This is a genomic window from Rhodovulum sp. ES.010 (assembly GCF_900142935.1).
Classification (GTDB): Bacteria; Pseudomonadota; Alphaproteobacteria; order Rhodobacterales; family Rhodobacteraceae; genus Rhodovulum.
The window spans coordinates 1,344,870-1,366,539 of record NZ_FSRS01000001.1; the positions used below are offsets into that span (position 1 = coordinate 1,344,870).

Annotated in this window: 25 protein-coding genes; 12 read left to right on the top strand and 13 right to left on the bottom strand. The window is 67.8% G+C overall.

Annotated features, from left to right (window positions below; genetic code table 11):
* The 4 genes from nifE to thyX form a co-directional block, all read right to left on the bottom strand.
* Complete coding sequence (gene nifE / locus BUR28_RS06680) at window positions 1–1,479, bottom strand: nitrogenase iron-molybdenum cofactor biosynthesis protein NifE (protein ID WP_083626488.1); 1,479 nt, start codon at window positions 1,477–1,479, stop codon at window positions 1–3.
* A gap of 242 nt (window positions 1,480–1,721) precedes the next feature.
* Window positions 1,722–2,135, bottom strand: a complete 414-nt coding sequence (locus tag BUR28_RS06685; RefSeq protein WP_074219417.1) for a DUF1810 domain-containing protein — start codon at window positions 2,133–2,135, stop codon at window positions 1,722–1,724.
* A 14-nt stretch (window positions 2,136–2,149) separates the two neighbouring features.
* Window positions 2,150–3,592 (bottom strand): hypothetical protein, encoded by a 1,443-nt coding sequence (locus BUR28_RS19320; protein WP_139307506.1) that lies wholly within the window; start codon window positions 3,590–3,592, stop codon window positions 2,150–2,152.
* A gap of 3 nt (window positions 3,593–3,595) precedes the next feature.
* A complete protein-coding gene (gene thyX / locus BUR28_RS06690; protein WP_074219418.1) occupies window positions 3,596–4,504 on the bottom strand; it encodes an FAD-dependent thymidylate synthase in 909 nt (302 codons plus the stop codon).
* Between the two features lie 155 nt (window positions 4,505–4,659).
* Here thyX and BUR28_RS06695 point away from each other — a divergent pair, with 155 nt between their 5' ends.
* The 4 genes from BUR28_RS06695 to BUR28_RS06710 all read left to right on the top strand — a co-directional run bounded on the left by BUR28_RS06695 (window position 4,660) and on the right by BUR28_RS06710 (window position 6,522).
* Complete coding sequence (locus BUR28_RS06695; protein WP_074219419.1) at window positions 4,660–5,088, top strand: VOC family protein; 429 nt, start codon at window positions 4,660–4,662, stop codon at window positions 5,086–5,088.
* Window positions 5,082–5,780 (top strand): DUF1194 domain-containing protein, encoded by a 699-nt coding sequence (locus BUR28_RS06700; protein WP_074219420.1) that lies wholly within the window; start codon window positions 5,082–5,084, stop codon window positions 5,778–5,780. The genes BUR28_RS06695 and BUR28_RS06700 overlap by 7 nt, the downstream gene beginning before the upstream one ends.
* Window positions 5,780–6,223, top strand: coding sequence for a DUF1194 domain-containing protein (locus BUR28_RS06705; RefSeq protein ID WP_074219421.1), 444 nt, complete (start codon window positions 5,780–5,782; stop codon window positions 6,221–6,223). The genes BUR28_RS06700 and BUR28_RS06705 overlap by 1 nt, the downstream gene beginning before the upstream one ends.
* Before the next feature lie 65 nt (window positions 6,224–6,288).
* Complete coding sequence (locus BUR28_RS06710) at window positions 6,289–6,522, top strand: hypothetical protein (protein WP_074219422.1); 234 nt, start codon at window positions 6,289–6,291, stop codon at window positions 6,520–6,522.
* Between the two features lie 36 nt (window positions 6,523–6,558).
* Here BUR28_RS06710 and BUR28_RS06715 read toward each other — a convergent pair whose 3' ends face one another.
* The 3 genes from BUR28_RS06715 to BUR28_RS06725 all read right to left on the bottom strand — a co-directional run bounded on the left by BUR28_RS06715 (window position 6,559) and on the right by BUR28_RS06725 (window position 7,793).
* Window positions 6,559–7,056 carry a MarR family winged helix-turn-helix transcriptional regulator gene (locus BUR28_RS06715; protein ID WP_074219423.1) on the bottom strand — a complete coding sequence of 166 codons (498 nt, stop codon included), beginning with the start codon at window positions 7,054–7,056 and terminating at the stop codon, window positions 6,559–6,561.
* Between the two features lie 81 nt (window positions 7,057–7,137).
* Window positions 7,138–7,395, bottom strand: a complete 258-nt coding sequence (locus BUR28_RS06720; RefSeq protein ID WP_074221540.1) for an FAD assembly factor SdhE — start codon at window positions 7,393–7,395, stop codon at window positions 7,138–7,140.
* 2 nt (window positions 7,396–7,397) lie between these two features.
* Complete coding sequence (locus tag BUR28_RS06725; RefSeq protein WP_074221541.1) at window positions 7,398–7,793, bottom strand: helix-turn-helix domain-containing protein; 396 nt, start codon at window positions 7,791–7,793, stop codon at window positions 7,398–7,400.
* Window positions 7,794–7,890: 97 nt separating this feature from the next.
* Between BUR28_RS06725 and BUR28_RS06730 the strand changes: the two genes are divergently transcribed.
* Together BUR28_RS06730 and BUR28_RS06735 are read left to right on the top strand one after the other, a co-directional pair.
* On the top strand, window positions 7,891–9,093 hold the full coding sequence (locus BUR28_RS06730) for a pyridoxal phosphate-dependent aminotransferase (protein ID WP_074219424.1): 1,203 nt from the start codon (window positions 7,891–7,893) through the stop codon (window positions 9,091–9,093).
* A gap of 10 nt (window positions 9,094–9,103) precedes the next feature.
* The gene (locus BUR28_RS06735; RefSeq protein WP_074219425.1) at window positions 9,104–9,502 is read left to right on the top strand and encodes a hypothetical protein; all 399 of its coding nucleotides are present in this window, start codon (window positions 9,104–9,106) and stop codon (window positions 9,500–9,502) included.
* Here BUR28_RS06735 and BUR28_RS06740 read toward each other — a convergent pair.
* On the bottom strand, window positions 9,499–10,845 hold the full coding sequence (locus BUR28_RS06740) for an MATE family efflux transporter (RefSeq protein ID WP_074219426.1): 1,347 nt from the start codon (window positions 10,843–10,845) through the stop codon (window positions 9,499–9,501). The genes BUR28_RS06735 and BUR28_RS06740 overlap by 4 nt on opposite strands.
* Window positions 10,846–11,066: 221 nt before the next feature.
* Here BUR28_RS06740 and BUR28_RS06745 point away from each other — a divergent pair, with 221 nt between their 5' ends.
* On the top strand, window positions 11,067–11,798 hold the full coding sequence (locus BUR28_RS06745; protein ID WP_175566909.1) for a redoxin domain-containing protein: 732 nt from the start codon (window positions 11,067–11,069) through the stop codon (window positions 11,796–11,798).
* A gap of 10 nt (window positions 11,799–11,808) precedes the next feature.
* Here the strand turns inward: BUR28_RS06745 and BUR28_RS06750 are convergent, their stop codons facing one another.
* A complete protein-coding gene (locus BUR28_RS06750) occupies window positions 11,809–12,408 on the bottom strand; it encodes an SAM-dependent methyltransferase (RefSeq protein WP_074219428.1) in 600 nt (199 codons plus the stop codon).
* A 326-nt stretch (window positions 12,409–12,734) separates the two neighbouring features.
* Here BUR28_RS06750 and parE point away from each other — a divergent pair, with 326 nt between their 5' ends.
* Together parE and BUR28_RS19325 are read left to right on the top strand one after the other, a co-directional pair.
* Window positions 12,735–14,699, top strand: a complete 1,965-nt coding sequence (gene parE, locus BUR28_RS06755) for a DNA topoisomerase IV subunit B (RefSeq protein ID WP_074219429.1) — start codon at window positions 12,735–12,737, stop codon at window positions 14,697–14,699.
* Window positions 14,692–15,468, top strand: a complete 777-nt coding sequence (locus tag BUR28_RS19325; protein ID WP_139307507.1) for a hypothetical protein — start codon at window positions 14,692–14,694, stop codon at window positions 15,466–15,468. The genes parE and BUR28_RS19325 overlap by 8 nt, the downstream gene beginning before the upstream one ends.
* Before the next feature lie 342 nt (window positions 15,469–15,810).
* Here the strand turns inward: BUR28_RS19325 and BUR28_RS06760 are convergent, their stop codons facing one another.
* Window positions 15,811–16,518, bottom strand: a complete 708-nt coding sequence (locus BUR28_RS06760) for a VWA domain-containing protein (protein WP_074219430.1) — start codon at window positions 16,516–16,518, stop codon at window positions 15,811–15,813.
* A 250-nt stretch (window positions 16,519–16,768) separates the two neighbouring features.
* On the opposite strand from BUR28_RS06760, the gene BUR28_RS06765 reads away from it, so the two are divergent.
* Window positions 16,769–17,473 carry a DUF1194 domain-containing protein gene (locus BUR28_RS06765; protein ID WP_074221542.1) on the top strand — a complete coding sequence of 235 codons (705 nt, stop codon included), beginning with the start codon at window positions 16,769–16,771 and terminating at the stop codon, window positions 17,471–17,473.
* A gap of 88 nt (window positions 17,474–17,561) precedes the next feature.
* Complete coding sequence (locus BUR28_RS06770) at window positions 17,562–18,272, top strand: DUF5765 domain-containing protein (RefSeq protein WP_074219431.1); 711 nt, start codon at window positions 17,562–17,564, stop codon at window positions 18,270–18,272.
* Here the strand turns inward: BUR28_RS06770 and BUR28_RS19330 are convergent.
* The gene (locus BUR28_RS19330; protein WP_139307508.1) at window positions 18,269–18,658 is read right to left on the bottom strand and encodes a c-type cytochrome; all 390 of its coding nucleotides are present in this window, start codon (window positions 18,656–18,658) and stop codon (window positions 18,269–18,271) included. The two genes, BUR28_RS06770 and BUR28_RS19330, sit on opposite strands and share 4 nt — an antisense overlap.
* Window positions 18,659–18,771: 113 nt before the next feature.
* Between BUR28_RS19330 and BUR28_RS06780 the strand changes: the two genes are divergently transcribed.
* Entirely contained in the window at window positions 18,772–19,728 is a 957-nt protein-coding gene (locus BUR28_RS06780) for a hypothetical protein (protein WP_074219432.1), read from the top strand.
* Between the two features lie 15 nt (window positions 19,729–19,743).
* On the opposite strand, the gene BUR28_RS06785 is transcribed toward BUR28_RS06780, so the two are convergent.
* On the bottom strand, window positions 19,744–20,421 hold the full coding sequence (locus tag BUR28_RS06785) for an ABC transporter ATP-binding protein (protein WP_074219433.1): 678 nt from the start codon (window positions 20,419–20,421) through the stop codon (window positions 19,744–19,746).
* Window positions 20,414–21,661 carry a lipoprotein-releasing ABC transporter permease subunit gene (locus tag BUR28_RS06790; protein ID WP_074221544.1) on the bottom strand — a complete coding sequence of 416 codons (1,248 nt, stop codon included), beginning with the start codon at window positions 21,659–21,661 and terminating at the stop codon, window positions 20,414–20,416. Before BUR28_RS06790 ends, BUR28_RS06785 begins: the two co-directional genes overlap by 8 nt.
* Window positions 21,662–21,670 lie beyond the last annotated feature (9 nt).

Here is a 21,670-nt window from a genome sequence, read left to right on the forward strand (position 1 = left end):
TCAGCGCTCCTCGATATCGGTGGGGTCGTTGGCGAAGCCCGAGACCGGGCAGCGGTCCTTCACCCGCGGGCGCAGGCCGCCGAAGGCGCGCGCTTCCTCCCAGGGCGCCTTGGCGCGGACATCCGCCCACATCGGGTTGTTCACCGACCGGTCGATCGCGCGCACCAGATCGACCATGCCCATGTAGCCGGCATAGGGTTCGTGCTTTTCCTGGTTCACGTCGATCCAGGGGGTGCGCGCCTTGAGCGCGACGAACTGGCTGCGCGCCCCCGACATCAGGATGTCGGCCCCCGAGTCCTTGAGCGTGGCATACATGTCCTTGGGCGCCATGTTTTCATACATGTGCGCCTCGGTGCCCATGATCCGGGCGACGCGGGCCTTGTCGGCCTCGGTGGCCTTGCGCACGCTGGTGCCGACGACCTCAATGCCCAGCTCCTGCAGGGCCGAGACCACGGACCAGCTCTTGTGCCCGCCGGTGTAGAGCAGCACCCGCCGGCCCTCAACGCGGGGCTTCAGCGGCGCCAGCGCCGCGCGGACCTTCGCCTCCTCCTCGGCGATCAGCGCCTCGCAACGGTCGATGAGATCCGCATCCGCGCCCCGCTCGACCAGCATCCGGCACATGGTGCGCAAAGCCTCGGAAGTGTCGGAAATGCCGTAGAACGACCCCTCGAAATAGGGGATGCCGTATTTTTCCTCCATCTTGCGGGCGAGGCCCAGCAGCGCGTGCGAGCAGACCAGCATGGTCACCCGCGCCCGGTGCATCTGCGCGACCTGGGCATAGCGCGCGTCCGCGGACAGCGAGCCGAGGATGCGGATGCCCAGCCGGTCCAGCAGCGGTTTCACCTGCCAGAGTTCGCCCGACAGGTTGTAATCGCCCATGATGTTGATGTCACAGGCGGTGGTGCGCGCGGGCTCCTGCGTGCCGATCACGTGGCGGAACATCATCTCGCCGCCCAGCTTGCAGCCCAGGTTCTTGGACCCGGCATAGCCCGGCACGTCGACCGGGATCGCGGGGGTGCCGAAGGCTTGCGTCGCGGCCTTGCAGACGGCGTGGATGTCGTCGCCGATCATCGCGGTCACGCAGGTCGCATAGACGAAGACGGCGGGGGGGGCGTGTTTCTCCACGATCTCGCGGATCGCGCGGTAGAGCTTCTTCTCGCCATGCCCCATGACGATGTCGAGTTCCGTCAGATCGGTGGTGAAACCCGTCTTGTAAAGCATCGGCCCCGAGGAGGCCGAGCCGCGGTTGTCCCAGGAATTGCCGCTGCAGGCCAAGGGCGCATGCACCAGGTGGGCCACGTCGACGATGGGCTGGAGCGTGATCATCGCCCCGTCGAAGGCACAGCCCCCCGCCGCCGCGCCCGGGGTCAGCGGCTTGGCGCAGCCGGTCTTGCGCGCGGCGGCCGATTTGGCGCGGTTGGTGGCGCAGGCCGGTTCGTGGAACGCGTCCTCTCGGGTCTGCTTCAAGGCGTCGGACATGGGGCCCTCCGGGTTTCTGCCGAACAGGGAGCAGAAAGCGTGCCAAGCCCCGCGCGCCCGCCGTTTCATGGCCGTGAGGGGTGGCGGCCGGGCGGGCGGCGGTGCCTTTGTCGGGTCATTGTCGGGGACGCGACACGGGGGGCCTTCCATGCCCGACACGGCCCGCGCCGCGCGCCACACCCTGTCGGTGCCCGCCCCGACGCAGACCGGCAGCGGGCGCGTCGGCGGGCCGGCCGGCCCCACTAGCGCCCCAGCTCCCGCAGCGTCAGCGGGCAGGGGGCGCCGTCGTAAAAGGCGTCGAGCAGCGCCCGGAACTCGGGCCCGCCGCCCGCCGCGTCGAACAGCGTGGCCGAGGACCGCAGCTTGAGCGCGTCGGTCGCCCCGAGGATCGCCTCGGGGGGCGTGCCCGCATGGGCCAGCACGGCACGGGCGGCCTCGGTGAGGCGCGGCCCCAGCACCGGATGCGCGAGATAGTCCCGCGCCTCGTCGAGATCCGCGATCCCGTACCGCTTCGCCGTGGCGGAGCGGCCCAAGCTGGCCAGTTGCGGGAAGACGAACCACATCCAATGCGTCGCCTTCCGCCCCGCCCGAAGCTCGGCCAGCGCCGTGGGGAAGGTGGTGGATTGGGCGGTGAGGAAGCGGGTGAGGTCGGGCATGAGACCCTAAAGGTTCACATTACACCCTTTAGGAAAAGACCGTTGATTATCTGCGAAGCTTTATTTTTTCCCGCACGGTGATCACTCGGTGATGTTGAAAGTGTTTGCGGCCCCACCCCAAAGAGCTCTTCCGGTGGCGAGCAAACGGGATGCCCACCGTCACGCCTCACGGTAAATCCAAGCTCTCTAAGGATTTCCTCAAATCGCGCATCAGCTTTACCGCTATCACGGCCCGCATTCTTCAGTCGCTTAGCGAGCTTACTTGCACGGCCCGTCTTATTCGTAATGCTAGAAATTCTCTCCAACATTGCCCAAGTTCTACGATCAAGGAACTCATTAGATGATTCCAAGACGTGCTCAGTGACAAGACGCAATCTATCTGAGAACTCGCCAGGATAGAGTTGGGGGCCGATCTGTTTGCTGAACTGTGCGCTGAGAAGCAAATCATCCTCGCTGGATATCCCTGCCAGCTGCTCTGAGAGCTCTTCCACTTTAGCGCGCAGACGTCGCACCTCCTCTTCTTTTTCGCGATTTTCCTCCTCCCGAAGTTTCTCCCAAATCTCGTATTCTTCAGACCCTTTCTCTGCCGTTTCACGCAGTTGCCGCGCCGATTCCTCCAAGAGATCTTGCCAATCCCATGCGAAACGCGCTTGCCGTTGTGAGCTTATCTCCTGTACAAAAGCCTCCATCGCGCTAATGACATCTATAGAACCTGGAAGCAGCCACCCGCGAAAGAGCTTTTTGACAACACCACGGCGAGGCAAAATAATTCCGACTGTTCCACCGTATGGATTTTCTCCATCTGTCAAATCCATCAGCCTAAGCGATTCATCACGAGTTTCTTCCACAAATACATGAGCCACTCCGCCAAGATTAAATGCTGTACGCGAAATTAGACTAGGCTCAATCGCCCGGTCATCCGCAAAGGGGTGCGAAAACAAAACTATCGGCAGGAGCGATTGACAGTCGCCGTCGATAGCGTCGGCGATTATCTTAACGGAATTGCTGTCAACAACGTGCGGTTCTTGTCGAACTTGGATGGCCGCATCGGGATTCCCCCAGCCATCATCCAATGCCATCTTCACAAAGTATGGCTTGCGGGGCCTCATCACTTGGACCCCTTCCTTCACACTCAAACACTGCGACTTCACCCTTAGACTTGCTTTACCATTAAGGGATGTCAAGACAATCTCACTACGCCACAATCGACCTGCGTCATCGGGCAGTTCATGCCTAGCACCGGAAACAAAACCGCCCTGCAAGTCCGCTTGTTTGAGAACCAAGCATTCCCCATCAGGAGCTATTAATGCTGCATGATCTTTATGTCGTTCATCTTTGACACCCGCATCGAATAGGGTGGTTTTCTTCATCCCCTTTACCCAAGCCAATGCAGTAGCTGCGAACTTTTCCTTCGATACGCTCGCTTGGACTGGAAACTCAGTTGCAAAGAACGACATTAATCAACCTCCAATCACCCCCTCGAACTCTCGCCATTCCCCCTTGGACATGCCGGAGTTCTCCTGCGTCACCGTCTCGCCCCGCAGCATACGCCGAACACAGTCCATCGCGGTTGCGGACAAATTGACACCCCCCATACGGTAATCGGCAAAGGCCTTGTACGCCAGCGGCACCCAGTCGGCCACGATCTCGCACATCACCTGGGCATAGACGCGGATTTCGTATTGCGCGTGCACGTCGGCCCTGAGCCGCAGGAAGTGGAAGAGGTTGTGCAGGTCGGTCTTCCAGTACCATTGCGTGTAGATGTTGGCGGGCAGGTTCATCCGCGCCAGTTCCCGGGCCAGGCCCTTTTGCCCCTCGGTCGACAGCATCGCCTCGTAATTGTCATAGGCCCGCGCCGCGTCGGTCTTGAGGATGTCCAGCACCCGCGCCGCCTCCTCGCCCTCCAGCAATTCCCCCCGCCCCTGGTTGTTCACCGTCGATTGCGCGGCCAGCGCGTCCGGCGCGGGGATGTAGAATTCGCGGTCGAGGATCGAGTAGCGGGCGGAGTATTCGTTGACGTTGGCGGTGCGGTGGCGAATCCACTGCCGCGCGACGAAGACCGGCAGCTTGACGTGGAATTTGACCTCGCACATCTCGAACGGCGTCGAGTGCCAGTGCCGCATGAGGTAGCGGATCAGCCCCTCGTCATTCGATACCGCCTTGGTGCCGCGCCCGTAACTCACCCGCGCCGCCTGGCAGATCGCCGCGTCGTCGCCCATGTAGTCGATCACCCGGATCAACCCGTGATCCAGCACCTCGTGGGCGGAGTAGAGCCGCGCCTCCATGCCGGGGCTGACGACGCGGTGGGTGACCTCGGTATGGCCGCGCTGGGCCTCGATCTCGGCAAGCTGGTCATCGGTGAGCGGCATGGCGGGTTCCTTTCGGGTGTGGCGAGTCGGGGCACACTATATCTATGCGGGCGCCCGGGCGGAACATCCATATGATGTGAAACGACGCCGCGGCGCGCCGGCGTGGCGCGGGCGCCGCGGCGTGCTAGGTTGACCGGGGACAAAGGAGGATGCGCATGCAAGTCCGCTATCTGCACACCATGGTCCGGGTGAAGGACCTGGAAAAATCCATCGCCTTCTACGAGTTGCTGGGCCTGAAGGAGACCCGCCGGAGCGAGAGCGAAAAGGGCCGGTTCACACTGGTCTTCATGGCGCCGCCGGGGCAGGAGGACTGCCCGGTGGAACTGACCTGGAACTGGGACGGGGACGAGGGGCTGCCGTCGGACAGCCGGCATTTCGGGCACCTGGCCTATGCGGTCGAGAACATCTACGAGATGTGCGCGCATCTGCAAAAGAACGGCGTGACGATCAACCGCCCGCCCCGCGACGGGCGGATGGCCTTCGTGCGCAGCCCCGACAACATCTCGGTGGAGCTTCTGCAGATGGGCGACGCGCTGGCGCCGGAGGAGCCGTGGGCCAGCATGGAGAATACCGGGCATTGGTGAGGCTCGCCGCCCTCGCCGCGCTGGCGCCCGCGCCCGCCGAGGCCGCCTGCCGGCTGGCGCTGGTGCTGGCGCTGGACATCTCGTCCTCGGTCGACACGGCCGAGGACGCGTTGCAGCGGGCGGGCGTGGCGGCGGCGCTGGTGGCGCCCGAGGTGCAGGCGGAACTCCTGCGCGCGCCCGAGCCGGTGGCGCTGGCGGTCTACGAATGGAGCGGGCGGTATCAGCAGGACATCGTGCTGGACTGGCGGCTGCTCGACAGCCCGGCGGCGATCCGGGTGGCGGCCGCGGCGATCGCCGGGTCGAAGCGGTCCTATGCCGAGTTTCCCACCGCGATGGGCTACGGGCTCGGCTATGCCATCGAGGTGTTCGAGCGCGCGCCGACCTGCCTGTTCCGCACGCTCGACGTCTCGGGCGACGGGGTCAACAATGACGGGTTCGGGCCGGCGCTGGCCTATCGCAACTTCGCCTTCGAGGGCGTCACCGTGAACGGGCTGGCCATCGGCGGCGCGACCGAGGACGACCGCGAGGTGTTCGACTTCTACCGCGACGAGGTCATCCGCGGCCCCGGCGCCTTCGTCGAGACGGCCGGCGATTTCGAGGATTTCGAACGCGCGATGCGGCGCAAGCTGAAACGCGAGGTGGCCGCGCGGGTCTATGGCGGGCTGGCCCGCGGGCATCCGGGCGGGGGGTGATGCGGCGGCTGGCCGCGGCGCTGGACCGGGTCGCCGCGCGGCTGCGGGCGACGCGCCGGGCGGAGGCGAGCCCGACCACCGCGATCGGGGCGGCGCTGGTCGCCGGCGGCGCGCTGCTGGCCGACCGGCCCGGCTGCTGGCGGCACACGCTGGACCTCACCGGCGACGGCAAGTCGAACGAGGGGCCGCGCCCGCGGGACATTCCCACCGGCGCGGCCACGGTGAACGCGCTGGTGATCGGCCTGGAGGCCGGGCGGCGCATGGACCATGCCGAGACCGGGATCGCCGAACTCACCGCCTATTTCCACGCCGAGGTGATCCGCGGCCCCGGCGCCTTCGTCGAGACGGCGCTGGGATTCGCCGATTTCGAGGCGGCCATGGTGCGCAAGCTGCTGCGCGAATTGCAGATCGTCGCCATCGGCCGGGTCCGGCCGCCCCGATGACCGCCCGCGCCGGAACGCGGCCCGGCCCCGGACGTTGACTCGGGACAGGACGAAAGGAGGCAGACATGGCCGAGCGCAAGCGTTCCACCGACGGCAGCCGCGACAGCGACGCCTTCGTCAAGGACGAGGACCGGGGCACGATCTCGGAACAGGGCCGCGCGGGCGGCGACCTGGCCCGGGTGATCGGGTCCGAAGACGAGAAGAAGCGCGCCGAGGAGAAACCGGCGGGGGCCACGCGCAAGCGGAAGTCCGACGAGGAACGGCCGGGGACGTCCAACCTGGGCGAGGAGAATCGCTAGGCGGCGGCGGGTGCCGCGCGCGGCGGCCCGGTGCCGTCAGTAGATGTAGCGAATCTGGTCGGTCCAGTAGCGCTCCATCCGCTTCAGCGCGTCGGTGATCTCCGTCAGCCCTTCGCTCGTCACGACGCCGCGCGAGATCAGCCCCTCGGCATGGCGCGCGAACAGCCCGGCGACGATGTCGCGGATCTCGCGGCCCTGGGGGGTCAGCCGCACCCGCACCGAGCGGCGGTCGATCTCGCAGCGCTGGTGGTGCATGTAGCCCTTCTCGACCAGCTTCTTGAGGTTGTAGGACACGTTCGAGCCCTGGTAGTAGCCGCGGCTCTTCAGCTCGCCCGCCGTCACCTCGTTGTCGCCGATGTTGAACAGCAACAGCGCCTGGACCGCGTTCAGTTCCAGCACGCCCAGCCGCTCGAACTCGTCCTTGATGACGTCGAGCAGCAGCCGGTGCAGACGTTCGACCAGCGACAGCGCCTCGAGGTAATCGCTCATGACACCCGCGTGGTCGCCCGCCGCGAGGGGGGTATGGATACTCATTTCTATCTCCGCCGTTCGCTTGCTGAACGAAGAGATACGGAATCAGTCGCGAATATTCGGTTAAAGCGTGAAAAAAGCGAACTAACCGGCCGTCCGGGCAGCCATTTCCGCGATCATCGGCCCGAAGCGGGCGGGCGCCGCCGCCTGCCCCGTAACCCATTGGTAGAGGTCGTGATCGTTCTCGGCCAGCAACGCCTCGAAGGTGTCGAGCGCGGCCGGGTCGAGCCCGCGCAGCCGCGCATCGGCATAGCCGCCCAGGATCAGGTCCATCTCCTTGGTGCCGCGCCGCCAGGCCCGGATGTGCAGCCGCTTGAGCCGCGTCGCCTCTGCCCCGGCCATGGTCATCCGTGCTCCTTCAACGATTGCCGGAGGCGTTTTTCCAGCACCCCCAGCCGGTCCGACAGCCGCCCCATCTCGGTCTTGACCTGGCGGATCTCGGTCAGGATCGCGCGCACGTCGCCGGGGATCACCACGTCCTCGGCCGGGCCGTCCAGCCCGTCGCCATGGCCGTTCAACAGCCACATCATGGAGACGTTCAGAACGCCCGCCAGCATCTGCAGCTTGTTGGCGCGCGGTTCGGCCAGGTCCTCTTCCCAGCCGCGCACGGTCTTGAGCTTGACGCCCAGCCGCTTGGCCAGTTCCGTCTGGGTGATTCCCAGCGCCTCGCGCGCGCCGGCGACGCGGTCGCCGAAGGTGGCGGACTCTTCGGAATACCAGTCGGATGCGTCTCGGGTCATCTCGGTCATGTCAGGGGTCCTTCGGGGCGAAGCCGCTTGAACGGCTCTGGGCGGTATCCTAGGAGGTAGGGAACCCAGTTTCAAACCGGAGACGACCATGTCCTTTCTGTCTGCGACACTCGCGCGCGTAAAGCCCTCGCCCACCATCGCGGTGACGACCAAGGCGCGCGAACTCAAGGCCGCGGGCAAGGACGTGATCGGCCTGGGCGCGGGCGAACCCGATTTCGACACGCCCGAAAACGTCAAGGCCGCCGCCAAGGCCGCCATCGACCGGGGCGAGACGAAATACACCGCCGTCGACGGGTTGCCCGAGCTGAAACAGGCGATCTGCGCCAAGTTCAAGGCCGACAACAACCTCGACTACGCGCCCGCCCAGGTCAGCGTCGGCGCCGGCGGCAAGCAGATCCTCTACAACGCGCTGATGGCCACGCTGAACCCCGGCGACGAGGTGATCATCCCCGCCCCCTACTGGGTCAGCTATCCCGACATGGTGCTGCTGGCGGGCGGCGAGCCGGTGATCGTCGAGGCGGGCATGGACACGGGCTTCAAGCTGACGCCCGCGGCGCTGGAGGCCGCGATCACCGACAAGACCAAGTGGTTCATCTTCAACTCGCCCTCGAACCCCACGGGCGCGGGCTATACCCGCGACGAGCTGAAGGCGCTGACCGACGTGCTGATGCGCCACCCGCATGTCTGGGTGATGACCGACGACATGTACGAGAAACTCACCTATGGCGATTTCGAATTCTGCACGCCCGCCCAGGTGGAGCCGGGCCTCTACGACCGCACGCTGACCTGCAACGGCGTGTCCAAGGCCTATGCGATGACCGGCTGGCGGATCGGCTATGCGGCGGGGCCCGAGGCGCTGATCAAGGCGATGGGCAAGATCCAGTCGCAATCGACCTCGAACCCCTGCTCCATCGCGCAATGGGCCGCGTTGGAGGCGCTGACCGGGCCGCAGGATTTCATCCCCGAGAACAACGCCACCTTCCAGCGCCGCCGCGACATGGTGGTCGAGATGCTGAACGCCGCCGCGGGCATCGAATGCCCGGTCCCCGAGGGCGCGTTCTACGTCTACCCGTCGATCGCGGGCTGCATCGGCAAGACCTCTCCGGGCGGGGTCAAGATCGACAGCGACGAGGCCTTCGCCACCGCGCTGCTGGAGGAAAAGGGCGTGGCCGTGGTGTTCGGCGCGGCCTTCGGGCTGTCGCCCAATTTCCGCGTCAGCTACGCCACCTCGGACGAGGCGCTGAAGGAGGCGTGCACGCGCATCCGGGACTTCTGCGCCGCGCTGACCTGAGGGGGCGGCGGTGGCGGACGATCTGCCCGAACTCTACTTCCGGGTCCGCGAGAACGGCGCGCTGGTGTTCCGCATCGGCACCGAGAACCCGCAGCACCGGATCGAGATGGAGCAGATCGCCGTCGTCAATGTCCGGAACGGCGAGATCAAGCCGCAGGGCGGCCGGGCGCTGTCCGACCGGGATCGGATCGCCATCGAGGAATGGCTCGCCGACCGGCGGGCGGTTCTGGCCGAGCGCGAGGTGGACAACATCCTGCGCACGGTCGATCACCTGAACCTGACCGCGCAGTGGGCGCAAAGCCGGGCAAGCGCGGAGGACCTGGACCAGGTGACCGACGCGCTGCTGCTGGCGATGCACGACCTGCGCGCGGTGCTGGTGCGCAAGAAGGCCGAGCGCGGCGGAGGCTAGAGCCGCGCGGCCTGCCGGCGGAACCGCCCCACCATCAGCACCGCCGCGACCGCCAGGCCCGCGGCCAGGCCCAGCCAGACGCCGACCCCGCCCCAGCCCAGCCCGAAGCCCAGCCCGTAGGCCACCGGCATCCCCACCAGCCAGTAGCTGACGCCGGCCATCACCATCGGCACGCGGGTATCCTGCAATCCCCTGAGCAGCCCCAGCGCCATCACCTGCGCCGCGTCCACCAGCTGGAACAGCGCCGCGGCCGCCAGCATCCCCGAGCCCAGCGCGATCACCGTCGCCCGGTCGGGCGCGGCGGGGTCGAGGAACAGGCCGACCAGCGGGCCGGGCAGCGTCAGGAACACCACCACCGTGACCGCGGCGGCCGCGCCGGCCACCGCCATCACCGCGCGCGCGCCCTGCCGCAGCCCCTCGGCATCGCCCCGGCCGACCGCGTTGCCCGCCCGGATCGTCGCCGCGTTCGACAGCCCCAGGTACACCATGAACACCGCCGAGGAGACCTGCAGCGCGATCCCGTGCGCGGCCAGCGCCAGCGTGCCCAGCCAGCCCATCATCACCGAGGAGGCGGCGAACAGGCCCACCTCGGCGAGGTTGGTCAGCCCGATCGGCCAGCCCAGGCGGAACACCCGGCCCAGCGCCTCCGGGTCGGAGCGCCAGAACCGCGCGAACAGCGCGTGGTCGGGCAGCGCGCGGACGGCGTAGACCATCAGCGCCGCCATCGACAGCCCCTGCACGATCAGCGACGAGATCGCCGCGCCGCGGATGCCCAGTTCGGGAAAGCCCCCCGCGCCGAAGATCAGCAGCCAGTTGCCCAGCACGTTCACCGCCACCGCGCCCAGCGTCACCCACAGCACGATCCGGGTGCGCTCCAGCGCGGCGAGATAGCTTTTCAGCACCATCACGACCAGCGCCGGCACCATGCCGAGCCCGTGCAGCGTGAGGTATTCCTGCGCCAGCCGCGCCACCTCCGGCTCCTGCCCCATGGCCAGAAACATCCGCCCGGCCATCAGGAAAAGCGGCAGCGTCAGCAGCCCGAAGCCGATGGAGATCCACAGCCCCATCCGGGTGACCCGGCGCACCTGCGTCTCGTCGCCCGATCCGGCGGCGGTCGCGACCATCGGCATCACCGCCCAGGCGAAGCCCGACCCCATGATGAACAGCACGAAGAACAGCGAGGTGCCCAGAACCTCGGCGGCCAGCGCCTCGACCGAGTAGCGGCCCAGCATCACCGCATCGGTCAGGCCGATGGCGAACTGCGCCAGGTGGCTGCCGACAAGCGGCAACCCCAGCACGAGCGCGGCCCGCACATGGCCCGTGAAAACCCTCTCGGTGGTCATGCCCCCCGCTTAGGCGAGTGCGCGGGGCGCCACAAGGCCGCCCGCGCGCGGGCCGGCCCGTCCCCCGAAAGGGCCCGTTAACGCCTCCGCCCTAGGGTGGGGCGGCTGGCGGCACCGGCGCCGGGGATCGGCCCCGCCCCCCGGCCCGCCGGCCCGCATGTGCGAGGGCTTGACCGATGGTGTTTCCGTTCCGACGCCGCCGTTCCGCCGGCGGCCTGTCCGTGACGCTTCCGCGACGCTACCGCAGGAAGGTCCGCTGGCTGCCGCAGATCGGCGACCTGTTTCCCGACTTCGAGGCGCCCACGACCGAGGGGCCGATCCGGTTCCACGGCTGGGCCGAGGGCCACTGGACCGTGCTGTTCGGCCAGCCCGGCGCCTTCACGCCGGTCTGCACGACCGAACTTGCGGGTCTCGCCCGGGCCGCCGGGGATTTCGCCGCGCGCAAGACGCGGCCGATCGGGCTCTTGCCGAACACGGCCGCGGAACTCGTCGACTGGTGCGCCGAGGTGGAGCGGGTTTTCGGCGACCCGGTCGGCTTTCCGCTGATCGGCGACGAGACCGCCGCGCTGGCGCGGCTTTGCGGGATGACCCACCCCAAGGCCGGCGGGTCGATCCCGATCCGCAAGACCTTCCTCATCGACCCGGCGCTGCGGATTCGCATGATCTTCGAATACCCGCAGCGAATCGGGCGCGCCACGGACGAGGTGCTGCGCTGCCTCGACGCGCTCCGCGCGCAGGACGCGTTCGACATCGCCACGCCGGCGGACTGGACGCGGGGCGAGAACTTCCTTGCGCCAAGCGGCATGACCGCCGAGGCCGCCAACCGCGCCTTCGGCGAGGACTGGACGGAGCTTCTGCCCTACCTGCGCGTCGTGAACGCCGCGATGCTGGACCCGGCCGCGCGGCCGCCCGACGCGATCCGCCCGCCCCCGGTCCCCGGCGACGCGGCGTGACCGCGGCCGCCTACCCCGCCGGGCGGCGGGCGACCAGGTCGACAAGCGCCGCGCGGCCGCGATGGCCCGTGCCCTCGTCGATCTCGGCGTCGTAGTCGCGAAGCGCGCGGATCTCGAAATCGGCGAAACGGTCGCGCAACAGCGCCTCGGTATACATCCACTCGGCATGGGGCGGCCCGCCGGTGCCGTAGCCCACCTGCCGCGGTGCGAAGCCGTGCAGCAGGACCAGCCCGCCCGGCCGCACCGTGCGTTTCATCCCCGCCATCATCCGGTCCTGCACATCGCGGGGGCCGAACTGGATGAAGATGCCGATCGCCGCGTCATGGGCGTCCGCCTCCCAGGGCCAGTCGCGCAGGTCGCACAGCCGGAAATCGACGGTCACGCCGCGCGCCGCCGCCAGCCGCCGGGCCTTGGCCACCGCGTTCGGCGCGCCCTCGACGGCCGTGACCGCGCATCCCTGCCCGGCCAGCCAGACCGCGTTGCGCCCCTCGCCCTCGGCGACCGACAGCACGCGCGCGCCGGCGGGCAGGCGGCCGGCCTCGCGCGTGAGGAACGCGGCCGGCGCGGTGCCGTAGACGAACGCCTCTCCGGCGAAACGGTCATTCCACATGGAACAAGGCCCTCCTGCCCCGATGACTAGGACCGGGGCAGGAGGGGCGCAAGCCGCGCGCCAGGAGGCTCACATGTCGCGCGGCTTGCGCAGGCCGGGGCGAAGCGAGGCGGCGGCCACGGTTTCCCCCGACCGACCCGGCGGCGCGTGCGCACCGGGACGCCCCTTTCGCGACTTGGAATCACTCTAATCCCCTTGCACCCGCCCGGCCTTGAGCGAGGTCAAAGGCCGCCCGAAGGCCGCCGCAAGACCTTGCGCACCATTGCCTCCCCGCCCCTAAACCTGCGATACTGCCCCGAGTCCCAACAATCAGGACACGAGCAGCCATGCCCGCCGACGACCTGCTTTCCGGCGACGCCGGACCCGACAGCTACGACGCTTCCTCGATCGAGGTGCTGGAGGGGCTGGAACCCGTCCGCAAGCGCCCCGGCATGTATATCGGCGGCACCGACGACCGCGCGCTGCACCACCTGGTGGCCGAGGTGCTGGACAACGCGATGGACGAGGCGGTGGCCGGCCACGCCACCCGCATCGAGGTGGAACTGCACGAGGACCACTCGGTGACGATCCGCGACAACGGCCGCGGCATCCCCGTGGACCCGCACCCCAAGTTCCCCGACAAGTCCGCGCTGGAGGTGATCCTGTGCACCCTGCACGCGGGCGGCAAGTTCTCGGGCAAGGCGTACCAGACCTCGGGCGGCCTGCACGGCGTGGGCGTGTCGGTCGTCAACGCGCTGTCGGACCGGCTGCGGGTCGAGGTCGCCCGCAACCGCGAGTTGTTCGCGCAGGAGTTCTCCCGCGGCCTCCCGCAAGGGCCGCTGCAAAACCTTGGCACCACCCCCAACCGCCGGGGGACCTGCGTCACCTTCCACGCCGACGAAACCATCTTCGGCAGCCACCGGTTCAAGCCCGCGCGCCTGTTCAAGATGGCCCGCTCCAAGGCCTACCTCTTCTCGGGCGTGGAAATCCGCTGGAAATCCGCCCTGCCCGACGGCGACACCCCGCAAGAGGCCACGTTCCACTTCCCCGGCGGCCTCTCGGACTACCTCACCGAAACGCTGGGCCAGGCGGCCACCTATGCCGACCGCCCCTTCGCCGGAAAGGTCGAGTTCCAGCAGAAGTTCGGCCAGCCCGGCTCCGTCGAATGGGCGATCAACTGGACGCCGTCGCGCGACGGCTTCATCCAGTCCTACTGCAACACCGTCCCCACGCCCGAGGGCGGCACGCACGAGGCCGGGTTCTGGGCCGCGATCCTCAAGGGCATCCGCGCCTACGGGGACCTCGCCAACAACCGCAAGGCGCAGAACATCACCCGCGACGACCTGCTGACGGGCGGCTGCGCGATGGTCTCCACCTTCATCCGCGAACCCGAATTCGTCGGCCAGACCAAGGACCGCCTCGCCACGACCGAGGCGCAAAGGATGGTCGAGGGCGCGGTGCGCGACCATTTCGACAACTGGCTGGCCTCCGACACGAAATCGGCGGGCGCGATCCTCGATTTCCTGGTGCTCCGGGCCGAGGAACGCCTGCGCCGCCGGGCCGAGAAGGAAACCGCGCGCAAATCCGCCACCAAGCGGCTGCGCCTGCCGGGCAAGCTGGTGGATTGCTCCGCCACCGCCCGCGCGGGCACCGAGTTGTTCATCGTCGAGGGCGACTCGGCGGGGGGCTCGGCCAAGATGGCGCGCGACCGCAAGACCCAGGCGCTGCTGCCGCTGCGGGGCAAGATCCTCAACGTCCTCGGCGCGGCGTCCTCGAAACTGGGCAGCAATGCCGAGATCAGCGATTTGACGCAAGCCCTCGGCACCGGGATCGGCACCCGGTTCAACATCGACGACCTGCGCTACGACAAGATCATCATCATGACCGACGCCGATGTCGACGGCGCGCATATCGCCTCGCTGCTGATGACCTTCTTCTTCACCCAGATGCGGCCGCTGATCGACCACGGCCACCTGTATTTGGCCTGCCCGCCGCTGTTCCGGCTGACGCAGGGGGCCAAGCGGGTCTACGCGCTGGACGAGGCGGAAAAGGCGATGTGGCTGGAGAAGGGGCTGGGCGGCAAGGGCAAGATCGACGTCTCCCGCTTCAAGGGTCTCGGCGAAATGGACGCCAAGGACCTGAAGGAAACCACGATGGACCCGGCCAGCCGCAAACTGATCCGGGTGTCGATCGACGAGGACGAACCCGGCGAGACCGCCGACCTGGTGGAGCGGCTGATGGGCAAGAAACCGGAATTGCGGTTCCAGTATATCCAGGAGAATGCGCGGTTCGTGGAGGAGGTGGATGTCTAATTGGAAGAGTTTCTCAGATATAAAGTATATACAGGGGGTAGCATTTGCGCTCTTTGCCGCCTCCATCCTTATGGCAGTTGCGTTCATAATCTCCGCAAAGGCTGACACCACAAAAGATGATATCTCAAATTATTTCTTTGGCATCCTCGCCATCGCGGGTGCTTTCTTTTCGGTGAGAGCGATATCAAAGCAAATTCAAAGTAATATTGAAATTGAAGAACGCAGAAGAAAAAGTAGATTGAGGGCAGCGAAAGCAACGCTTTCGCTTCCGCTAAACGAGGCTTTTCAAGAGACCGTAAAGGCAGCCAGGCTTGGCTGGCTTAACGATTCAAAGGATCGAGTGAATTGGGATATCATTTTCTCGATCTCGCACAATCTAGAGTCCTGTATTGAAGTCAGCGATGAAGAAGCCGCGAAGAGCTTGGCTGAACTGGCATCACACCTACAAGTATTTGTTGCGCGACACCGGGCCATTTTAGATAGCAAAGAGTTAATATCAACACCGGAAGATCAAGATAATGTTCACTTGGGGGATTTCATAGAATCTCGAATAAGAACGACGATTCAAGCGATCGAAGTGGCTATAATCTTAGAAAGCGCTTTTTCTTATGCGCGCGGCGGCACGTCTTTCGATCACGGGGACTCGGGCAGTTTTTCAATACCAGAGCTTTCTAATGAGGAAATCCTCGACTTCCTAAGGTTCCGGATTGATCTTACGGCTGAGACACGCGCACTATGGCCTGACGTTGAGAGGATTGTGTCGACCTAGAATCTGCGGGCTAGCCGCCAACCCACAGCTCTACCCTCCCCCCATCCCCGCCCTACCTCCTGAGGGACACCGACCCGACGGAGCCCCCATGCTGCGCCCGCTGGCCCACGCTCCCCGTTGCGCGACCCCGCCCCGCACCGCACGCCCCGTCAATCCCGCCCCGGGTCCGACAAAAGTCCGATGGAAGTCCGATGCAATTCCGATGGAAGTCCGATCGCCCACCCCCCGCAAAACAAGGCCGTTAACCATGAGTCGCGCGTCCGGGGCCGACCGCACGGCCCCCGGCACGAAAAACGGCGGCCCGAAGGCCGCCGTCCGTCACGATCCGGCGTGTCGCCCGGCTCAGGCCGAGGTCTTCTTCCGCCGCGAGGCCGCCGCGAGACCGCCCATCCCGGCGATCAGCAGCCAGGCGCTGGCCGGAAGCGGGATGACCGCGTCGCCGCCGCCTTCCTCGATGATCTCTTCCAGCTTCGCATCGGCGAAGGCGGTGAGGAAGTCTTCCGGGTTGGCGCGGAATTCGTCGATGTCGAACAGCGCCCCGGTCGGCCGCGCGGCCGTGGTGAACTCGTCGATCTCGCCGTCGGAGAACTCGTAGATGATGTTGTTGAGGAAGCCGCGATCCACCAGCAGATCGGACAGGGCCGAGGCCCCGTCACCGAACTCGTTGGAGTAGGTGTTGCGGTCGTCCGCATCCTCGTCGGTGATCAGGATCACCGATTTCACCGCACCGTCCCGGTAGCTGATATCCGGGCTGGTCACGGCGAAGTCCACCGCGTTCAGCGCGTTCTCGGTGCCCGATCCGCTGCCGCGGGTGAGCCCGTCGAACACGGTCAGGTCGTCGGTCAGGTCGATGTCGAGCGACGCCGTTCTCGTGTAGCGCACCAGGCCGACCCGGACCGAGCCGATCCGCGAATCCGCCTCGAGCTGGCTGACGAACGATCCCATGCCGGCGCCGAGATTGGTGAATTCCGCCCCCATCGAGCCGCTGGTGTCGACAACGAACATCAGGTCCGCATCGATCGTGTCGGCCGCCGCCACGCTTGCGCTCACCCCCAGGAAAGCTCCCGCAAAAAGAGTCGTCAAATGTCTCATAGTAGCCTCGTTCCAAGATCACAAACTGCGGGGCTAGACCAATTTCCTCCACCCAGTCCCCCCTGTGACATTAACATATTCCGACGCTGCGTAAACCATCATTAACGATCCGGCGTCCCGGCGGTGGCGCGGCGGGCCGGGCACGCCCTACCCGGTTCGGGGCGCCGCGCTAGCTGTCCCTGCACCCCTATCGAGGAGCCGTCCCATGCTGCGCGCGCTCGCCCTTGCGCTGACCCTCGCCGCCCCGGCCCTGGCCGAGGATGTGGAACTGGAACTCGTGCTGCTGGCCGACGCCTCGGGCTCCATCGACATGGCCGAAATCGCGTTTCAGCGGCGGGGCTATGCCGAGGCGATCACCGACCCCGACGTGCTGGCCGCCATCGCCAACACCGCCTATGGGCGGATCGCGGTGACCTATGTCGAATGGGCCAGCGCCGGCGAGGAGCATGTCGTCGTGCCCTGGACGGTCATCGGCGGCGCCGGCGACGCGGCGGGCTTTGCCGAGGCGCTGTTGCCGGAACCGCGCATGGCCTTCGGGCGCAATTCCATCGGCTCGGCGCTGCTCAAGGGCAAGGAGTTGATCGAAACCAACGACATAGAGGGCTTTCGCAAGGTCATCGACTTCTCGGGCGACAGCGCGAACAACTGGAACGGGCCGAGCATCGCCGAGGCCCGCGCCGAGGTGCTGGCCGCCGGGATCACGATCAACGGGCTGCCGATCCTGTGCCGGGCCTGCAACGGGCCGGCGCAATCCAACCTCGAAGAGCTTTACCGCGACCGGATCATCGGCGGCATGGGCGCCTTCGTGGTGGCGGCCGAGAGCGACGCGCATTTCGCCGAGGCCGTCAAGCGCAAGCTGATCCTGGAGATTTCCGGGCTGACCCCCGAGACGCAGATGGCACGCGCCGAGTAGCCCCCGGCCCTGCGCGGCCGGTCCGCGGCACGTCGGCCCTTGCCAGCGCGCCCGCCCGCGCGGAGAGTAAACGGGGGAGGAGACGCGCATGTGCTGGAATGCCGGTGTGACCGTCGCGATGGTGGGTGTGGGCGCCGTGGCGACCGGGGTGGCCTGGTGGCGGGGCGAGCGCACGGCGATCTGGGCGACGCTGGGCTATTTCACCTTCATGGAGGCGTTGCAGGCCGCGGGCTACGCCGTGGTGGACGATTGCACGAACCCCGCGAACCGGGGCGTGACGCTGCTTTCCTATCTGCATATCGCGTTCCAGCCCTTCTTCATCAACGCCTTCGCCATGGCCATCGTGGCCCGCGCGGTGCCCGTGGCCACGCGCCGCGCGGTCTGGGCGGTCTGTGCGGCCTCGGCGGCGGTGATGGTGGCCCAGCTGGTGCCGTTCGAGGCGCTGGGGCGCTGCCTTCCCGGCGAGGTGCTGTGCGGCCCGGCGCTTTGCACGATCTCGGGCGAGTGGCATATCGGCTGGGAGGTGCCGCTGAACGGGCTGTTCTCGCCGCTCTCGGGATGGCTGGGATTCTCGGCCAACTTCCCGACCTACCTGCTCGCGGCCTTCGTGGTGCCGCTGGTCTACGGGGCGTGGCGCTTCGTGGTGTTCCACGCGATTTTCGGGCCGGTCCTGGCGACGCTGCTGACCGACAACCCCAACGAGATGCCGGCGGTCTGGTGCCTGTTCTCGATCGCCCTGGTGCTGGTCGCCATGAGCCCGGCGATCCGCCGCCCCGTGTCGGGCCCGGCGCTGCCCTAGCGCTGGACGCTGGCCAGCCATGCCGCGATCGCGGCGATCTCGGCGCTGGTGCGGATCTCTGCGCTGTCGGGGGCCGTCAGCACCACCGCCGCGCCCCGGAGGGAGAAGCCGTAGATCGGCATCGGCCCGCCATGGGCGGCAAGTTCCGTGCGCCCGTCGATCACGGCGATCACCTCGGCCAGCGGGAAGGGGCCGCCGTTCTGCGCCGCGATCAGCGTGAGATCGGGCATCTCGACGGTCAGAACCGGCGCCATCGGCCCGTTGCCCCGCGCCGCGAGCCCGTGACAGGTCGCGCAGTGCTGGCGGAACAGCGCGGCCCCGGAGGGCGGTTCGGCAAGCGCCGGGGCGGCGGCCACGGCGAGACAGATGGCGGGCATGCGGCGCATCGGCGGCTCCTGCGAGGACGGGAGGATCGTAGCGCGGCGGGCCCGGGGCGCACCTTGACCCTGATCAACCGATTGCGGTTGACGCTGCCGCGCCCGGGGCGGAAACTCCGGCCATGACGCGTAACCTGTCCGAGATGGAGCATCTGTCCGACGCAGCCGAAGCGCTGGGCGACATCCGGGCCCGCCGCCCGGCCATCGCGAGGTTCCACAGCGAGGCGGTGCTTGCGCATACCGGCGCCAGCACGGTGTTTCGCGGCCGGTACGACGAGGCGGGCGCGATCCTGACGCTCGCCCTCGGCACCGACCGGCGCGAACGCGCCCGCCGGCACCAGCGCATTCTCGCCCGGCTGGGCGCGGCGCTGGGCGACGGGCGCTACCGGGTGGCCCCCCTGATCGACGCATGGCCGGGCGAAGGCGTGACGCTGACCGCGGACCCGGCTGGCGAGGCGCTGATCGAGGCGGTGGACGGCGCCGACGACGACACCCGCGACGCGCTGCTCGGCGAGGCGGGGCATTGGCTCGACCGCGTGACCGCGGCGGCGCATCGGCAGGTCGCCTTCGGCGGCCGGCAATGGGTGCGCCGCGCGCGCACGGGGCTGGCCCGCATCGCGTCGCGCGACGACCGCGCGCTGGGGGCGGCGCTGGGCAACCGGCTCGAGGCGCTGCTGCCGACGGTCGCGGGGCGCGCCGTCACGCAGGCGCATGGGCATGGCGACTTCTCCCCCGCCCATGTGGTGCGCACGCAGGACGCCATTGTCGCGATCGCGGTGCAGCCGTCGCATTGGCCGCCGGTGACGCAGGAACTGGCCCGGTTCCTCGTGGCGCTGCAGATCGCCCGGCCACGGCCGGGCGGCGCGGCGCGGTTCGGCGTCGACGGTGCGGACCACGACGCGCTCCTCGCCCCCGTGGAGCGGCTGCCCCGCGCCGAGCGTGCCCGCCACCTGCCCTTCTTCATCGGCATCGAGCTGGCCGACCGGCTGGAGCAGGCCGACCTCGCCGGCCCCGAGGCCGACCGCCTGCGCGACGCGATCGAGCATTTCCTGAACGCGGATCGCGGCCCGACGCTCTGAGCGCGGCGGCCGCCGTCAGACCAGCCGCCCGTCCTCGAGATGCAGGACCCGGTCCATCCGGCGGGCAAGGTCGAGGTTGTGCGTGGCGATCAGCGCGGCCAGCCCGGTGCCGCGGACGAGTTCGATGAGGGCGGCGAAGACCCGGTCCGAGGTGTCGGGGTCGAGATTGCCGGTCGGCTCGTCCGCAAGCAAAAGCCGCGGCGCGTTCGCGAGCGCCCGGCAGACCGCCACGCGCTGCTGCTCGCCGCCCGACAGCGCCGCCGGGCGATGCGCGGCGCGCGCGGCGATCCCGACCTGTGCAAGCAGGTCCGCCGCCCGCGCCTCGGCGGCGGCGCGCGGCCGTCCGGCCGCAAGCTGGGGCAGGACGATGTTCTCGGCCGCGGTGAATTCGGGCAGCAGGTGGTGGAACTGGTAGACGAAGCCGATATCGGCACGGCGGGCGGCCGTGCGGCGGCGGTCGGAGGCGGCAGCCATGTCCTGCCCGGCGATGCGGACGGCGCCGGTATCGGGCATGTCCAGAAGCCCCGCGATATGCAGAAGCGTCGACTTGCCCGCGCCGGAAGGCGCGACGAGCGCCACCACCTCGCCCGGCGCGACGCGCACCGAGGCCTCCCGCAGCACCCGCACCTCGCCGGGCTCGCCCCTGTTGTAGCTCTTCTCGACGCCCTCCAGCGCCAGCACCGGCTCACTCATAGCGCAGCGCCTCCACCGGGTTCATCCGCGCCGCGCGCCGGGCGGGGAAGATGGTCACGACGAAGGACAGGCCCAGCGACAGGGCGACCGCCGAGAACACGTCGCGCGCCTGAAGCTTGGCGGGCAGTTCGTAGATGCCGCGGATCGACGGGTCCCACACGCCGCCGCCCGCAAGGTAGTTCACCGCCGAGAAGATCGGGTCGATATAGATCGCGAAGAGGCAGCCGAGGATCACCCCGAAGAACGTGCCGATCAGCCCGGTAAACGCGCCGCAGATGAAGAACACTCGCAGCACCGCCCCCTCGGTCAGGCCCATGGTGCGCAGGATGCCGATGTCGCGGCCCTTGTTCTTGACCAGCATGATCAGCCCCGAGACGATGTTCATCGCCGCGATCAGCACCAGGATCGAGAGGATGATGAACATCACGTTGTCCTCGATGTCGAGCGCGCGCAGGAAGGCGCCCGACGCGTCGCGCCAGGTCCAGACCAGCACCCGGTCGCCGCCGGCGCGGATCAGGTCGGCGGTCATCTGCTCCACCTTCTCGGGGTCGGCGACCATGACCTCCATCTCGTCGGCCACGCCCTCGCGGTTGAAATAGCCCTGCGCCTCGGCGAACGGCATGTAGACCCGGGTGCGGTCGATGTCGTAGCGTCCGGCGGTGAAGATGTAGACCACCTCGTAGGCGTTGACGCGGGGGGAGGTGCCGAAGGGCGTCTTGACCCCCTCGGGCGAGATCAGCCGGATGCGGTCGCCGGGGGCCACGCGCAACTCGCGCGCGACGCCCGAGCCGATGGCGATGCCCTCGCGAAACCGGTCGATATCGCCGGCGTGCTCCTCGGGGTTGGCGATGCGCGGGATGGTGGCAAGGTCCTCCGGCGCGATGCCGAAGACCTCGACGCCGGTGTTTCCGGCGCGCGCGGCGGCCATGACCTGCCCCTTGACCAGCGGCGCCACGCGGGTGACGCCGGGCACCTGCCGGAGCCGTTCGGCCATCTCCTCGTAGTCGGGGATGGTGCGGGAGGTCACGCCCTGTTCGTTCACATAGGCCGACGAATAGACGGTGACATGGGCGTTCGCGCCCAGGATCGTGTCGACGAATTCCGCGCGGAAGCCCGCGCGGACCGACAGAGTGGCGATCAGCGCGAAGACGGCCAGCGTGATGCCGACCAGGCTGATCCAGGTCATGACGGACACGCCGCCCTCGGCCCGGCGCGCGCGGAGGTAGCGCCAGGCGATCATCCATTCGAA